This window comes from Candidatus Kirkpatrickella diaphorinae (assembly GCF_025736875.1).
Lineage (GTDB): Bacteria > Pseudomonadota > Alphaproteobacteria > Acetobacterales > Acetobacteraceae > Sorlinia > Sorlinia diaphorinae.
Genome location: NZ_CP107052.1, coordinates 988,329 through 1,003,513, shown reverse-complemented (window position 1 = coordinate 1,003,513; position 15,185 = coordinate 988,329). Strand labels below are relative to the sequence as shown.

General features: G+C 54.6%; 13 protein-coding genes. 9 read left to right on the top strand and 4 right to left on the bottom strand.

The features are described 5' to 3' along the window. Nucleotides 1-11 precede the first annotated feature (11 nt). Complete coding sequence (locus N5W20_RS04510) at nt 12-1,613, top strand: lysine--tRNA ligase (protein WP_319807717.1); 1,602 nt, start codon at nt 12-14, stop codon at nt 1,611-1,613. 88 nt (nt 1,614-1,701) lie between these two features. Then, entirely contained in the window at nt 1,702-3,771 is a 2,070-nt protein-coding gene (locus N5W20_RS04505) for a lysylphosphatidylglycerol synthase domain-containing protein (protein WP_319807716.1), read from the top strand. A gap of 10 nt (nt 3,772-3,781) precedes the next feature. Here N5W20_RS04505 and N5W20_RS04500 read toward each other — a convergent pair whose 3' ends face one another. Beyond that, nucleotides 3,782-4,357 carry a 2'-5' RNA ligase family protein gene (locus N5W20_RS04500; protein WP_319807715.1) on the bottom strand — a complete coding sequence of 192 codons (576 nt, stop codon included), beginning with the start codon at nt 4,355-4,357 and terminating at the stop codon, nt 3,782-3,784. Nucleotides 4,358-4,534: 177 nt separating this feature from the next. On the opposite strand from N5W20_RS04500, the gene N5W20_RS04495 reads away from it, so the two are divergent. From N5W20_RS04495 to cyoD, 5 genes are all read left to right on the top strand, one after another. Further along, nucleotides 4,535-5,308, top strand: a complete 774-nt coding sequence (locus tag N5W20_RS04495) for a Bax inhibitor-1/YccA family protein (RefSeq protein ID WP_319807714.1) — start codon at nt 4,535-4,537, stop codon at nt 5,306-5,308. Nucleotides 5,309-5,939: 631 nt separating this feature from the next. After that, a complete protein-coding gene (cyoA, locus tag N5W20_RS04490) occupies nt 5,940-6,866 on the top strand; it encodes a ubiquinol oxidase subunit II (RefSeq protein WP_319807713.1) in 927 nt (308 codons plus the stop codon). Nucleotides 6,867-6,871: 5 nt separating this feature from the next. Further along, nucleotides 6,872-8,863 carry a cytochrome o ubiquinol oxidase subunit I gene (gene cyoB, locus N5W20_RS04485; protein WP_319807712.1) on the top strand — a complete coding sequence of 664 codons (1,992 nt, stop codon included), beginning with the start codon at nt 6,872-6,874 and terminating at the stop codon, nt 8,861-8,863. Between the two features lie 3 nt (nt 8,864-8,866). After that, nucleotides 8,867-9,475, top strand: a complete 609-nt coding sequence (gene cyoC / locus N5W20_RS04480) for a cytochrome o ubiquinol oxidase subunit III (protein ID WP_319807711.1) — start codon at nt 8,867-8,869, stop codon at nt 9,473-9,475. Next, nucleotides 9,475-9,810, top strand: coding sequence for a cytochrome o ubiquinol oxidase subunit IV (cyoD, locus tag N5W20_RS04475; protein ID WP_319807710.1), 336 nt, complete (start codon nt 9,475-9,477; stop codon nt 9,808-9,810). The genes cyoC and cyoD overlap by 1 nt, the downstream gene beginning before the upstream one ends. A 291-nt stretch (nt 9,811-10,101) precedes the next feature. Here the strand turns inward: cyoD and fdxA are convergent, their stop codons facing one another. Then, nucleotides 10,102-10,434 carry a ferredoxin FdxA gene (gene fdxA / locus N5W20_RS04470; RefSeq protein ID WP_319807709.1) on the bottom strand — a complete coding sequence of 111 codons (333 nt, stop codon included), beginning with the start codon at nt 10,432-10,434 and terminating at the stop codon, nt 10,102-10,104. 565 nt (nt 10,435-10,999) lie between these two features. Between fdxA and N5W20_RS04465 the strand changes: the two genes are divergently transcribed. Next, nucleotides 11,000-11,275 carry a hypothetical protein gene (locus N5W20_RS04465; RefSeq protein WP_319807708.1) on the top strand — a complete coding sequence of 92 codons (276 nt, stop codon included), beginning with the start codon at nt 11,000-11,002 and terminating at the stop codon, nt 11,273-11,275. Between the two features lie 241 nt (nt 11,276-11,516). On the opposite strand, the gene N5W20_RS04460 is transcribed toward N5W20_RS04465, so the two are convergent. Both N5W20_RS04460 and N5W20_RS04455 read right to left on the bottom strand, forming a co-directional pair. Further along, entirely contained in the window at nt 11,517-12,266 is a 750-nt protein-coding gene (locus N5W20_RS04460; RefSeq protein WP_319807707.1) for a hypothetical protein, read from the bottom strand. Nucleotides 12,267-12,539: 273 nt separating this feature from the next. Beyond that, nucleotides 12,540-13,289: a hypothetical protein gene (locus N5W20_RS04455; protein ID WP_319807706.1), complete on the bottom strand. Its 750-nt coding sequence runs from the start codon at nt 13,287-13,289 to the stop codon at nt 12,540-12,542. A 433-nt stretch (nt 13,290-13,722) separates the two neighbouring features. Between N5W20_RS04455 and N5W20_RS04450 the strand changes: the two genes are divergently transcribed. Then, nucleotides 13,723-15,123, top strand: a complete 1,401-nt coding sequence (locus N5W20_RS04450; RefSeq protein WP_319807705.1) for a leucyl aminopeptidase family protein — start codon at nt 13,723-13,725, stop codon at nt 15,121-15,123. Nucleotides 15,124-15,185 lie beyond the last annotated feature (62 nt).

Below are 15,185 nucleotides of genomic sequence, written 5' to 3'. Positions count from 1 at the left end.
CGCGACCTCATATGCAAAATTCCGATTTCCATCCTGATCTCAAGACATGGCCGTGTGACGAGGCCCGCAAGCTCGTCAAACATCTGCAAAACGTTCCGGCAGATAAACCGGCTTTGCTGGAGACAGGCTACGGGCCATCCGGCCTGCCGCATATCGGCACATTCGGGGAGGTGGCGCGGACAAGTTGGGTAAAGCTTGCTTACGAGTTCATGACCGGTCGGCAGGCGAAAATCCTGACTTTTTCGGACGATATGGATGCGCTGCGCAAAGTGCCGGGCAATGTCCCGCAGCAGGAAATGCTTCAGGCGCATCTGGGCCTGCCCCTTTCCCGCATTCCTGATCCTTTCGGAAAATATGAGAGTTTCGCGGCGCATAATAATGCGATGCTCTGCGCCTTTCTGGATCGTTTCGGTTTTGAATATGAATTCGCGTCCGCGACCATATATTACACGGAGGGCCGTTTCGATGCGGCCTTGCGCCGTATGCTGGAAGTGCATGATGAGGTCGTGGCGACCATCGCGCCGACATTGGGGCAGGAGCGGCGCGCAACCTACTCCCCCGTTCTGCCGATCCATCCGGAGGCCGGGCATGTGATGCAGGTGCCTATCCTGGGCGTTGATGCCGATGCTGCCACAGTGACATGGAAAGACCCCGAGACGGGCCGGAATTTCGAAACCTCCGTGCTGGGTGGCGGGGCAAAAATGCAGTGGAAGGCCGATTGGGCCATGCGCTGGTATGCGCTCGGCGTGGATTATGAAATGTCCGGCAAGGATCTGATCGACAGCGTCAAACTCTCCAGCAAGATCTGTCGCATACTTGGCCGCCAGCCGCCCCAGACACTGACTTATGAACTGTTTCTGGACCAAAATGCTCAGAAAATCAGCAAGTCAAAAGGGAATGGCCTGTCGATTGAGGAATGGTTGCGTTACGCGCCGCCGGAGAGCCTCTCGCAATATATGTTCAATCAGCCCACTCGCGCGAAACGCCTGTTCTTCGATGTGATCCCGAGGGCCATGGATGAATATCTGGCCAATGCCGAGAAATTGCTGGAGCAACCGGAGGAGACGCGCCCCGCTAACCCGGCATGGTTTATTCAGAGGGGCAAAGCGGGCCGGGATACGCTCAGCCCCTTATCTTTCGCGGCATTGCTCAATCTTGCCTCCGTCGCCAATGTCGACGCGCCGGCCCCGCTCTGGAAATTCATCCAGCGTTATGACGCCACGCTTTCTCCGGAAACGCATCCCTATGTTGACCGTTTAGTCGGCTATGCCCTGGCGTATTATCGGGACTTCGTGAAACCGGATAAACGTTTCAGGCAACCGTCAGAGCAGGAGCGTCAGGCATTGCAGGATCTCGCAACCGAACTTGCAAAGGCAGACCCGGCCTTTTCCCCGGTTCAAGTCCAGGATATCGTCTTTGAGGTGGGCAAGCGTCATCAATTCACCCCGCTCAGAGCATGGTTCGGCTGTCTCTATGAGGTTCTCCTCGGACAGACGGAGGGGCCGCGTTTCGGCATTTTTGCGGCGTTACTCGGGCTTAAAGAGACGGTCGCGCTGATAGAGGAGGCGCTTGCACGGCCCCCATCGGCAGCATCCGCCGTGCCGGACGCCTGAGGCCAGAGATCGCCGTTCTCATGCTGGACACGACGCGGCTTTCCCGATGATCGAACCCGCCCCATCTCGAACCCCTATGAGAAGGATTTTGACACGGGCACCGGCGCTGATCGGCGCCATCCTGCTGATCGCATCCATCATCGTGATCCAGAGGGAGCTGAGAAGCCTCTCTTATCAGGACATACGCCGCAGCATTGATGCGATCCCGCTTCAGTCTCTTCTTCTGGCGGGGCTGGCGACGTTTCTATCTTATTTCATTCTCTCTTTTTATGACTGGCTGGCCTGCGTCCATATCAAAATGCGGCAGAGCTTTCGCCGGGCGGCTTTCGCGGCATTCTGCTCTTACGTTCTGTCGCATAATCTCGGTCTGGCAGCGGTCTCCGGCGCGGCTGTCCGGTTTCGCCTTTATCGAAACTGGGGCATCCCGACCGGTGGCGTCGCCCATATCATCGCTTTCTGCTCGACAACCTATCTTCTGGGGGCGACGGCCCTCATCAGCGGCATCTTCATCTGGGAGCCGGATTACATCCCGATTTTGAGGCATCTGCCGCCGATTGCGGCGCAGATCATCGGGGCGTGCGGCTGGCTTATTGTCCTCCTTTATATCGGCGTTTCCTTCCGCCTGCGTGAGATCCGGCTTTTCAATTTCTCAATCGAAATCCCACGGCCCGAAATCGCGGTCATGCAGGTTTTTGTCAGCGCAGCCGATATGACAGCCACAGCGCTGATCGCCTACGTGCTGCTGCCATCCGGTGGCGGCCCGGGCTTCGGCACGTTCCTGTCAATTTACGTTGCTTCCTACACGCTCGGCCTTGCGGCCTCCGTTCCGGGCGGGCTGGGCGTGTTCGATGGCGCGATGCTCTATGCCCTGACGCGCTGGTTGCCGCCTTCACAAGTGCTCGGCATTATTCTGGTATTCCGCCTGTTCTATTACATCGTGCCGCTCGTCCTCGCGGGGATCATGTTCGCGACGCATGAACTCTTCCTGCGCAGTGACGCGGCCTTACTGACCCGGCGGAAGAAAAGCCTTGAAACCTGGCGCGTGCGCCGCCCCAGCCTGGCCATCCGGGAGTCCGAAGCCGATTTTTCAGTCGCGGTCTCGACCGGACTTGTGTCAGGGACGGGCGTCGCCCTCCTTTTTTACGCTGTCGCTGTGCCGGTCCATATCCTCGCACCGCGCTTCGGCCTTTTGACGCTGCAATTTGCGGAGGTCGCGCTGAGCGTGATCGGCGTCTGCCTGATCGGGGTGGCGGTGGGGCTCGTCCAGCGCGTGACCGTGGCTTGGAAGGCCGCCATGCTTCTCCTGACGATCACCCTGCCGCTGCTGGTTGTGCGGGAGGCGGCTATGCCTCTGCCCCTGGCCGTCATGCTCATTATCTTATCGATCGCGCCTTTCCGGGCCTGTTATTATCGACGCTCCCGCCTTGTGGTGGAGCCGCTTTCCCTCTCCCTCATCGGCCCGGTCTCCGTCTGGATTTTGAGCGTCGCCTTGTTGGCTCCTATCGCGCTTCATCAAACGCTGGGCCATAATTGGTGGCAGCGCCTGATTTTTGACCCGGATGCACGCCAATTGCGATGGATTGTCGCGATCTCGGCCCTGTTGGGGCTGTTTGCCGTCAGCCGTATCTTCAGCCGCACGCTGACGGTGGTCGCGCCCTGGTCACCGGACACGCATACAAGTTACTTCACCTTTGACCGCGCCTCCCTCCAAGTCGCGCATTGGCGTCCACACGGCCTGCTTATCACGGAAGACCGAAAAGCCGCGTTGCCATTTTTCCAGTCGCGCGAATTCGTGATCGGTATTGGCGACCCGGCGGGAGACGTTGAGGCTGGCACCGCTGCCATCTGGCGTTTGCGTGACCTGGCTTTTGAGCGGTCATGTCAACCTTGTTTTGTGAGCGTAACCGATCAGTTCCGCGCGATCTACGAAGATATCGGCCTGACGATTTTCGATGATGCCGGGCGGGAGGCGGGGTTATGCTGCAGTCCACCCGAGAGCTGGCAATCGGCCCTGCATGAAATCATGTCGCACCATACGGCCCGTACGCGTCGACGTCCCTCGATGCGCAATTTCTTCCATGTTGAAACGCGGTTCGCCTATAGTGGCAAACGGGATCATGCCGCGCACCAGACGCGTGAGGATACCGGCGCCTCCTGACCTCGGGCGCCTATAAATGCGGTGCCTTCCAGGCTGCTATCGGGGCGTGATGGTGGCTGAGCGGATAATCCTCACATTTCTCCCACCATAGCTGACTGGCATCGCCGCGCATTTCAAGAAGGCAGAAGCGATCAACATGCATCATGCCGCAAATGTCGAGATTCATCTTCTGAGTCCAGAGAATGGTTTGGGCGCGGAGGGAGGTTCTCGCCTGGCCCAAACGGAGACGCGGACGATAACGGCGTTTTTCAAGCCTGTGCCCGCTGCGCCGCGTCGCATTCTCAATTTTGGTGCGGAAGTTCGAAAGGGCGTCATCAGGCGCAACCTCTAAATAGATGGCGTCCGTTAATCCTTGAGGTTCGATCGTCAATCCGGTGAAATTGACCTCCAGGCCGCGCGGTGCAATGCGCAACAATTCGAGGTCAAGCGCATCAAGCACATCAATATCTGTGATGGTGCCCAGTTCCCGCACTGTGAGGAAGCACTGATTCGCCTCGACCCATTCAATATGCGGCGCGCTGGCGTGAAAAGAGGAAAGGCTTCGTTGAAGCGCGAGATCTGCGGGGATTGCGACAGTCAGTCTCATTTGCCGTACTCTCTCTTCGCCGAGGTTGAGCGTGATTTTTCAGGTAGGAAGGGGGGCGCATAATCAGTTTAAGCTTTCCATGGCGGAAGGACTTACAGCTAAGACTTGATTATTGCATGGAAGATGCCACATTCTAGTATGATCAACCAGATGTGACTGGTTCCAGGAAAGGATATCATGGCTTTCATACCCAATGGATCCGGAGGCCCTGTATCAGGGGTTGGGGTCAGCAGCGCGGACGTGATGGATAACGGCCTCCGCGCCTATATGTTGCGTATTTACAATTGGATGGGTTTCGGATTGCTGATTTCAGCCGCCGTCGCCTATCTTATCGCTGAAACGCCGGTGCGCGATTATTTCTACGCAACCGCCATGCAGGTTGACGGGCAGATCGTCACCTCGCCCACACTTCTGGGTTGGGCCGTTGTCTTTCTACCGCTCATCTTTGTTTTTGTGCTTTCAGCGGGCGTTAACCGATTCTCTCGCGAGACGGTGCAGACGCTTTTCATCGTTTACAGCGCCTCCATGGGGGCCTGTCTGTCGAGCATCCTGCTTCGATATGAGGGGGGCTCAATCGCGCGCGCTTTCGCGATCAGTGCTGTGACATTCCTTGCCATGTCGCTCTGGGGTTACACGACACGGCGCAGCCTGGCCTCGATGGGGTCATTCCTTTTTATGGGACTGGTCGGTCTGATCCTCGCATCGATTGCGCAAATCTTCATCCATAGCTCGGGCCTGACTTTCGGGATCAATGTCGCGGGTGTGCTGATTTTCACCTTGTTAACGGCGTACGACACCCAACGCATCCGGGCGACTTACGCTTATTACACGCAATATTCCGGCGCTGCTGAGCTGGGTAAATATAGCGTTTATGATGCTCTGTCACTTTACCTGAATTTCGTGAACCTCTTTGTCTTTCTCTTACAATTCATTGGCGTGCGTCGCCAATAGATTGCAGCAGAATTAACATCCCGTAATATTTCGACAGCGGAGCGCGGCCTTAAAGGGCCGCGTTTTTTTAAGAGGACGGGTGCGGTCCTTTTATCGTTGCCGATTTACATGACATGCTGAAAAAAATTCTGCCATTTGATTTAAATCATCTTGAAAAATTGCGCGAAAACGCCGGAATTCAGCTTTCCGTTGACATTTACGTGTGCAGGACACATTTTCGCCTTGTTTCGTAATGCTTGCAAAATCGAGCGTTACAGATCTAACACATAGCCATAGCCAGGACACGAGGTCCGGCGTGGCAGGACGTTATTCACCTTACCGGTGCGCTTTCCGGTAAGAGCGGGTAGGTCCTTCGAAGTGAAGCATTTTGGCAGGGGCTTAACGCCGCAAAGCGCAGTCTGGTCATGAGACACGGTCGCCGATTCATCATGGTCCCATACAGGGATCGCGGTTTTTCGGCTCGCAATCCGGGTTTTGGCCAGAGGTGGAAAAGCCGGTCGGGAAGAGAGCAGATCAATATGTCATTCTCTCAACGATGGGAATTTTTTGGTGAGTCGGGTTGCGATTTCCAAATAATGCCTTGTCAGAATGTTAGGCGGTTTGACGGTCGCTTCAACAAACGGGGCAAACAATGACCAAGGAAATCTTGCCGAAATTCAAGCGGTTGATGCCGCTAATTCCGGCGCTTTTGTTATCAGGCTGTACGCTTGATCTTCTCGACCCGCGAGGCCCTGTCGGCCGCGGGAACCGTGACGTCATGTTGCTTGAAATGGGTGTGATGCTCTGCATCATTATACCGGTCATCATCATGACACTCTTCTTCGCGTGGAAGTATCGCGAGTCGAACACCAAGGCAGAGTATCTACCGACCTGGGACCACTCAACGAAAATTGAGTGTTTCGTCTGGGGAATTCCGGCGGTTGTCATCCTCATTCTCGGTGTTGTCTGCGTCTGGAGCAGCTATTATTACGACCCGTATCGCAAGCTGACAGCCTCTGATCCCTCACGCAAACCGCTTAATGTTGAAGTCGTCGCGCTCGATTGGAAGTGGCTCTTCATCTACCCTGATCAGGGTGTTGCAGCCATCAATCAGCTTGCCATTCCGGTGGATCGTCCGATCAACTTCCTGATCACATCGGATGCTGTGATGACGTCATTCTTCATCCCGAGGCTGGGGTCACAGGTTTATGCCATGGCGGGTATGCAGACGCAGTTGCACCTTCTGGCCGATGCGCCGGGGGATTATCTCGGGCAGGCCTCCAACTATACGGGTGCGGGTTTCTCGGATATGCGTTTCCGCGCCCTCGCCATGAATGACGGTGATTTCGACGCCTGGGTCGAGAAGGTCAAGCAGTCTCCCAACGCGCTGGACAGCAGCACGTACCCGGATGTGGCAGCACCGCAGCAGGCTGCGCCGGTCACTTATTACGGGCGTGTGCAACCAAGCCTCTTCGATGGCATCGTGGCCAAATATAATAACGGTATGGTCATGAATAAATCGACGGGTCAGATGATGCACATGCAGCCCGCACCGTCTGAAGCGCAGATGAAGGAATAAGGGCTATGTTAGGAAAATTAAGCTTATCGGCAATACCTCTCGACGTGCCCATTCTGGTGGGCACGTTCTCAGGCGTTGTGATCGTCGGCGTGCTGGTGCTGGGTCTGATTACCTGGTTCGGCAAATGGGGGTATCTCTGGCGTGAGTGGCTGACCTCGGTCGACCATAAACGTCTGGGCGTGATGTATATCGTCCTGGCCCTCGTCATGCTGTTCCGCGGTTTTGCGGATGCGGTGATGATGCGCTCCCAGCTCGCCCTGGCTTACAAGGGCAATCCGGGTTACCTACCGCCACATCATTATGACCAGATCTTCACCGCGCATGGCACGATCATGATTTTCTTCATGGCGATGGCCTTCATGGTGGGGCTGGTCAATATCATCGTGCCGCTCCAGATCGGCGCGCGCGATGTGGCTTTCCCGTTCCTCAACTCGCTCAGTTTCTGGCTGACGACCATCAGTGCGGTGTTGATCAACATCTCATTGTTCATCGGTGAATTCGCGCAATGTGGCTGGGTGATCTATCCCCCGCTTTCAGAGGCGCAGTTCAGCCCCGGGGTCGGTGTGGATTATTATATCTGGGCGATCCAGATATCCGGTGTGGCCACCTTAATGACGGGGGTGAACTTCTTTACCACCATCATCAAGATGCGCGCGCCCGGCATGGGCATGATGCAGATGCCTGTCTTCACCTGGACGGTGCTGGTCACGATGATCCTCGTGCTCGCGACTTTCCCTGTGCTGACCATCGCGCTTGCCGAGCTTACGCTCGACCGTTATCTGGGTATGCATTTCTTCACCAATGACGGGGGCGGCAGTCCGCAGCTTTATGTCAGTCTGATCTGGACCTGGGGCCATCCTGAGGTTTACATCCTGGTTCTGCCCGCTTTCGGTATTTATTCTGAAATCGTCTCGACCTTCTCGCGCAAGCCGCTCTTTGGTTATCGTGTGATGGTCTGGGCCACGGTTGCGATTGGATTTCTTTCCTTCATCGTCTGGGCGCATCACTTCTTCACGATGGGTGCCGGTCCGAACGTCAATGCCTTCTTCGGTGTGGCGACGATGATCATCGCGGTGCCAACGGGTGTGAAGATCTTCAACTGGATGTTCACCATGTATAAGGGTCGCATCCATTTCGACGTCACCATGTACTGGGTGCTGGGCTTTGTTGTCGTCTTCTCAATCGGTGGTATGACGGGTGTCATGCTGGCCATGCCGGCAGCGGATTTCATCCTGCACAACTCGCTCTTCCTGGTTGCGCATTTTCATAACGTGATTATAGGCGGTGTTTATTTCGGCTATGTTGCCGGCATGAACTTCTGGTTCCCGAAGGTCTTCGGTTTCAAACTGAATGCCAGCTGGGGCAAGGCCGCGTTCTGGTTCTGGTTCTTCGGGTTCTTCTTCGCCTTCGTGCCGCTTTATATTGCGGGCTTTGAGGGGATGACGCGCCGTCTGAACCATTATGACAATCCTGACTGGCATGTTCAGATGCTGATCGCGGCTTTCGGTGCAGCCCTGATCGCCTGTGGCGTTGTTTCCCAGCTTGTGCAGATCTATGTCTCCATACGTGACCGCAACAAGCCGGAAAATATCGATTACACGGGTGACCCATGGGGTGGACGTACGCTTGAGTGGTCCGTGTCGTCTCCGCCGCCCGCCTATAACTTCGCGGTTGAGCCGGAAATTTACGGCATCGACACTTATCATGCCGAAAAGCAAAGCGGTCGTCGCACGATTGAGTTCAAACCCATCGTCCCGATCCATATGCCGAAAAACACGGCTTCCGGCTTTGTCATCGGTGTGTTTGCAGCGATCTTCGGCTTCGCCTTTGTCTGGAGCATCTTCTGGCTGGTTGCGGTCAGTCTGCTCGCCATCATCGCTACGGTGATCGTGCGCAGCTTCCAGACCGATGTGGATTACTATGTCCCTGTCAGCGAGATTGAACGTGATCAGGAAGCATATACCCGCTCGCTCACAGCAGCTCACGGGGAGAGTTAAATCATGTCATCTGAAATAGCTTCGCCGCACCACGCGGCGCATGAGCATGAAGGCCACAGCTCGCCTGTTGTCTTCGGGTTCTGGATCTACATTATGACGGATTGCGTGCTTTTCGGCACGCTCTTCGCCTCATTCGCGGTCATGCGGAATGCATTTGCTGGAGGGCCCACCGGGCATGAGCTTTTCAATCTGACAGGTGTCGGGATTGAGACGGCGCTCCTCCTGCTGAGCTCCATCACCTTCGGGTTTGGCGCTTTATGTGCGCATGCCAAAAACCGTTTCGGGCTGGTTTCATGGCTCGTCATCACAGCTCTCCTGGGTGCCGGGTTTATCTTCCTTGAAGTGCGTGAATTCATGGAGCTGATTGCGAATGGCGCGGGTCCTGACCGCAGCGCGTTCCTCTCCGCCTTCTTCACGCTGGTAGCGACCCATGGCCTGCACGTGACTTTCGGGTTGATCTGGATCATCGTGATGATCATCCAGTCTTTCAGCGCGCAGGCTTTCACGACGCGTTATCTGGGCAAGCTTCAGTGCCTGAGCCTTTTCTGGCACTTTCTCGACATTGTCTGGATCTGCGTGTTCACCTTTGTCTATCTGATGAGTGTAGTCTGATGAGCAATGCACATATCCATACGGCGGAAGGTGAGTCTCACGGCACTTTTGCCTCTTACATCGTGGGCTTCATCCTTGCTGCCATCCTGACCGTCGCGGCCTTCGCTGCGGTCATGATGCACCAGTTATCGCCCGTCGCGACGGTGGCCATCATCGCCGCGCTCGCCGCTATCCAGGTTTTCGTCCATGTGGTGTTTTTCCTCCACATGAATGGAAGCTCCAGCCAGACATGGAACACGGTCTCGTTTCTTTTCGCGATCATGTGTCTGATTTTCTTTATCGGTGGGACGATTTTCATCATGCACGACGTCGCTGTTAACATGATGTCGCGTTGACCTACCGAAATTTGCGGCATGTTCTCATGCTGTGAAAAGCTAAAGCCGACGGTTCACGCCGTCGGCTTTTTTTTGCCCGGGCGCTTTTATCGCGGCCAACGCTACTTTGCATCGTGAGAATGTTTCAGCGAGGAAAGTGCGGAAGGGGGCTCGCATCCCTGTCGCGAGAGCAAGTCCGGCACGGCATTTCGGGGATAAAGCGCACCAGACGGCGTGCAAAAATAAAGCCCGCTGATAAGGCTGCAAAACAGCTAATATCGGCGGGCCTTTAAAAGGGTCGGGAAAAGAAATTCAGTCCTTATGCGGCTCGGGCGAGAGCATGTCGGCCTTACCCGGTTTATTGTTCCACTCATCCGCATCCGGCATGGGCGCGATTTTGCGCGTCATATTCGGCCAGACTGCGGCATATTTGGTGTTGATCTCAAGCCAGGCTGACGCATTGCCGTCACTATCAGGGACAATCGCCTCGGCAGGGCATTCGGGCTCACAAACGCCGCAATCAATGCATTCATCGGGATTGATGACGAGGAAATTCTCGCCTGCGTAAAAGCAATCCACGGGACAGACTTCAACGCAATCCGTATATTTGCAGCGAATGCAGTTTTCAGTGACCACATAGGCCATAAACTTCTCCGATCAATGAGCCGAGCAGATCGCCTTTAGGCGATAGCGACGTTTGAACGTCGCAATCGGGCGGTAAATGTGATTTTCCAACAGGCAAATAATCGCTTCACCGACCGATATGCAAGAGCTGATCCGGTAATTTGACCGTTTTACAGCGAAACATGTGGCATTCCCGCCGCCATGTCGACATCGACTTTCCGGCTTGAAAGCCCGATAAAAAGCCATTTCGCGGCGTTTAAAGACGCTCGGTATTATGACCGCACGTTGTGATTGATCCGGTAATCTGACCGAATCACAGTCTTCCATCGTGAATTGACCGTCCCCGAGCAGCATCACCGGGTCAAGGCAAAGCGCCGGCACGCGTCGAACCGACGTTTCTTTGCCAATGACGCAGGGCGGCGAAGGGCCCTGCCTGCTCACTGATCTGCCTCTTTAGTGGTCGAGACTTTCCTTGATCGGGTTTTGCCGGTGTCTGTGGGTCCGAGGAGCGCGGTCAGATCGTGTTCAGAGGGACTGAGCCACGCGGAAGCGAACGCTCCTTGGCAGACTGAGCGCAGGACGTCGCGTGGGAAAGACGTGCGCCGAGACAGGTTTTATCATCCATGACGCCGTGGACCCATTGCATCCTGCGCGCCACCTGGCGGCGTTGCAACTGCAAGGACATGATCGCAGCGTCACATTGACCTCTTTTCTGACGCATGTGAAAAAAAGAGAAGTATTCCGGCAGATCGGGTTTGCTTGCAGGCATCCAGAAAACTGCGAAATGATGATTTTACGCGAGCGCTCTCATTTCAGGCGGCAAGACGGCGTTGATGACCTCTTTAGAGAAGGAAAGACCTAAAAATATCGGTTTGGAGGGGTTTAATCGACATGTTGTGAACAGCGTGGCCTTCACAGTGTTTTTCCTGAACAATCGAATGAGCACGCCATCGCGAAGGCTTCTAACTGCGGCAATCTCACCCCCGAAATTCGGAGAGCCTCATGGCATTTCGGGGTCAGAAGGGCAGCCAGCTCGATCATTGAGATAAGCTGGCTGCCGGATTTACCTCGAAGACCGACGGAAATCCTACCAATTGAACGGTTTATTTGCCCAATCGGTTGCGGATAATCTGGAGATGATCTGCCGAGAGCTGGTCATACCGCCAGATGAACAAACCCCCGATATCAAGATCAATGACCTGATCCAGAAAATAATTCAGATTCCAGTCGGTCAATCCCCTCGATGTCAGCGCCAGAATGACCTTCTCCTTTTCGATCCCGAAAGCAAGACTGCGCTCCAGCGCCTGTCTGACATTGCCAAGGATGTCGTCCTTGTTCCACATCGCAGCGGCGTAACAATAATGGATAAGGCGGTTGCACTGGCCCGATGCGATAATCGAGGAAACTTTCTGATTCAGCTTTTTGCCGCTGGCCGTGGTGGGATGATTGTAACTATATCCTGCGATGAAGCCGAAACTGGTTTCTTTTTTATGTTCCTTCAACTGCTTCATGGCTTCGATGACGAGACACATATTCATGTTGCATTCATCATCAAAATCAACGCCATCCCAGTTTTTATCAACTGTGGCGGCCACAATGCGGGAGACATCATTGATATCGGAAGGTTTTTCCTGCGGGGAACACCCGCCACCACCATAGACCCACAATGTCTGCCCCTTAAATCCGGGGGCACCTTGCGGTTTCGCCGATTTTTCAGGGCTCCAACCCGGACGACTGGCCGTGCCCGTCGTGAGCCCGTCCAGGTTCGTCACCATACCATACATCATGTAATCGAATTCATTAAGCGGGTCGCGGGTCAGAGACATGCTCCAACCACCGAGAAGCTTACTCATAGGCACCTCTTTTATTTTTTTTATTTACCGCTCAATCGATTACCGATGTTCGATTGGCGAAGGAGCTTTTTTAAGCATTTCGATTATATCAATCTTACCCAAAATTTTATCTTAAAAAATGTCGGATGGCTTCGAACGGGAATTTCGGGAAGCGCGTTGGCAGGAGAGTCAACGGGTGGCGCTTTCATGAAAGCAGCCAGTCCGGGTTCGACCGGAAACTGGCTGCCAATCAAGCACCTCTTTACTGGATGACGAGGCTTTTAGCGGGATATATTATTTGCCCAGTCTCGACTTAATGATGTCATAATGGTTTTGCGAGATTTCGTCGTAACGCCATATGAACAGACCGCCCAAATCCAAATCAATCACCTGATCCAGAAAATAATTTAAATTCCAGTTTGTGAGGCCGTTGGTTGTCAGGGCGAGGATGATTTTATTTGCATCCATTCCGTTGGAAATACTTCTTTTCGCGGCCTGCTGCACGTTGTTCTTGATATCATTATCATTCCACATCGCATCCGCGTAACAATAATGTATAAGTCGATCACATTGGCCGGATTTGATGATGGAGGTTATTTTCTCATTCAATTTTTTTCCATCCGCTGTATTGGGATGGTTATAAATGTAACCTGCGATAAATCCGAAGCTTGTTTCTCTATCTTCCTCTTTGAGTTGCTTCATGGTCTCGATAACGAGCGGCACATTCATGTTGCACTCATCATCGAAATCCACACCATCCCATGATTTATTTTTTGTCGCAGCAACAATGCGGTTCACATCTTCCATATTGGAAGGCTTCTGCTGAGGCGCGCATCCACCCCCACCATAGGACCAGAGTGTTTTGCCTTTGAAATTCGGGTTCGCGGAGGGCCTGGTTTCCCTTTCAGGGCTCCAGCCAGGGTAGGCGGCGGTGCCGGTGGTCAACCCATCCAGGTTTGTCACCATCCCATACATCATGAAGTCAAATTCATCGCGCGGATTAAGGGCCAAAGTTTGACTCCAGCCGCCAAGCAATTTGGTCATAAATGCCTCTTTTATTTTTATTGTTATATAATTGCTTCGATTTATAGATTATTTGCAAAGTAGTTGGATTTTTTCCAACGATAGAATTATATAGATTAAATTCAGTTCATAAATATAAAAATAATATTAATATATTAATTTACAATTGACTTTCCCCGCATCTATCGAATTTCGCGAGAGATTTGATCGGTCAATTTTTCGATGGGGGTGACCCGTGCAAACGAATTAGTCGATATTTAAGAAGTGTCATCTAACGGCCATCAGCATCTCTCGCAAGTTTCAAGCCCTCAAAAACGTTGAGAAGCGACCTTGTTGACCTGATGAGCGGGTAGATTTGGGTGCTGAGATGGAAGTTCTGCTTGATTCCCGCCCTGCGATCCGCCACCCAACCATCATGGATACGAATTCACACGGTGGAAGGAAGGCGACATCAATGCGCCATGATCTCAGTCTCTGCATCGCATCGCCGAAGGAAGCGGCGCACATCGTTTCGCTGATACCGCCAGGGAGCGATCCGGCGGATATTGTGGGACGTCATTTTCCTTACCTGGAAGCGCAGCGCCAAGGGCAGCGCCACGACCATATACTCTTGATTCCTGCCGAAGACGGCGTGGCGCGGGCCGTTTTTCTCTGCCCGCCAAATATAGGTTCCGGCCCCAGCATGTTCGGGGCCCTCGCGCTCGGGCTGCCGCCTGGCGCATGGCGTCTCGATGCCAGCGCCTTTCCTGAAGCGGCGCGGCAGAGCGCGCTGGAGGATGCATTTCTAGGCTTCTGCATGGGCGCATATAAAGCCTCCCTCCGCCCGCATGACGCGTCCCGCGCGCCGCGCATCGTGCTGGATGAAGCCCTCGAAACCTGTCTTCCCCTTGCGGAAGCAATCTGGCTCGGGCGGGATCTCATCAATGCGCCTGCAAATCTCCTCGGCCCTGCGGAACTTGCGGAGGCGGCTTATGCTGTGCTGCAACCTCTCAATGCCGACGTCACCATTATGGATGGTGATGATCTGACGGAGAATTACCCATGCCTGGCTGCCGTCGGTGCGGGCTCCTGCCGCGCGCCGAAAGTGGTGGTTGCCCGGTGGGCCCATCCGGCGGCCACAGCACAGACGCCGCTACTTTCCTTGGTCGGAAAAGGCGTTTGCTTTGACTCGGGCGGGTTGGATATCAAACCGTCAAGCGCGATGCGCCGCATGAAAAAAGATATGGGCGGCGCGGCCCTCATGCTGGCCCTGACGACATTGCTCATCCGAAAGGCAATGCCCTTGCGTATTGAGCTACGGCTGGGATGCGTCGAGAACAGCGTGTCCGGTGCCGCCATGCGGCCCGGTGATGTCCTCAGGACGCGCGCTGGTTTGCTGGTTGAAGTCGACAACACGGACGCGGAGGGACGACTCGTTTTGAGCGATCTGCTGACGGAGGCTTGCGAGTCATCGCCTGATTACCTGATCGACGCGGCGACATTGACCGGCGCCGCCCGCGTGGCATTGGGGCCGGACCTGCCCGCTTTATTCGGCAATGACGATCCTTTCTGCGATGCGCTGTTGGAAGCAGGACGTGATTACGGGGATCCGATGTGGCGCCTCCCGCTCTGGCATGAATATGATGCATGGCTGTCATCGGAAATTGCCGACTGTTCCAACGCGGCTTCCATCCCGATGGCTGGTGCGGTGACGGCGGCGCTCTTCCTTGAGAAATTCGTCAAAACCCCCGTAAAATGGGCGCATATTGATAGTTATGCGTGGAATGACAGCGCCCGTCCCGGCCATCCCGCGGGCGGAGAAACACGTGGTTTACGCGCACTTTATCATGCAATCCGGCGGCATTGCTGCGGCTGAAGGCGCCGGACAGCCTCGCGCAACCCTGTTCGGGCCAGAAACATTCCGATATAGTTATGATG

What these genes read in the sequence shown, in the direction of transcription:
- N5W20_RS04510 (WP_319807717.1), top strand. Translation starts at nt 12, where the DNA reads ATGCAAAATTCCGATTTCCATCCTGATCTCAAGACATGGCCGTGTGAC.
- cyoA (WP_319807713.1), top strand. Translation starts at nt 5,940, where the DNA reads ATGACCAAGGAAATCTTGCCGAAATTCAAGCGGTTGATGCCGCTAATT.
- cyoB (WP_319807712.1), top strand. Translation starts at nt 6,872, where the DNA reads ATGTTAGGAAAATTAAGCTTATCGGCAATACCTCTCGACGTGCCCATT.
- N5W20_RS04500 (WP_319807715.1), bottom strand. Translation starts at nt 4,357, where the DNA reads ATGAGACTGACTGTCGCAATCCCCGCAGATCTCGCGCTTCAACGAAGC.
- N5W20_RS04495 (WP_319807714.1), top strand. Translation starts at nt 4,535, where the DNA reads ATGGCTTTCATACCCAATGGATCCGGAGGCCCTGTATCAGGGGTTGGG.
- N5W20_RS04450 (WP_319807705.1), top strand. Translation starts at nt 13,723, where the DNA reads ATGCGCCATGATCTCAGTCTCTGCATCGCATCGCCGAAGGAAGCGGCG.
- N5W20_RS04455 (WP_319807706.1), bottom strand. Translation starts at nt 13,289, where the DNA reads ATGACCAAATTGCTTGGCGGCTGGAGTCAAACTTTGGCCCTTAATCCG.
- fdxA (WP_319807709.1), bottom strand. Translation starts at nt 10,434, where the DNA reads ATGGCCTATGTGGTCACTGAAAACTGCATTCGCTGCAAATATACGGAT.
- N5W20_RS04460 (WP_319807707.1), bottom strand. Translation starts at nt 12,266, where the DNA reads ATGAGTAAGCTTCTCGGTGGTTGGAGCATGTCTCTGACCCGCGACCCG.
- cyoC (WP_319807711.1), top strand. Translation starts at nt 8,867, where the DNA reads ATGTCATCTGAAATAGCTTCGCCGCACCACGCGGCGCATGAGCATGAA.
- cyoD (WP_319807710.1), top strand. Translation starts at nt 9,475, where the DNA reads ATGAGCAATGCACATATCCATACGGCGGAAGGTGAGTCTCACGGCACT.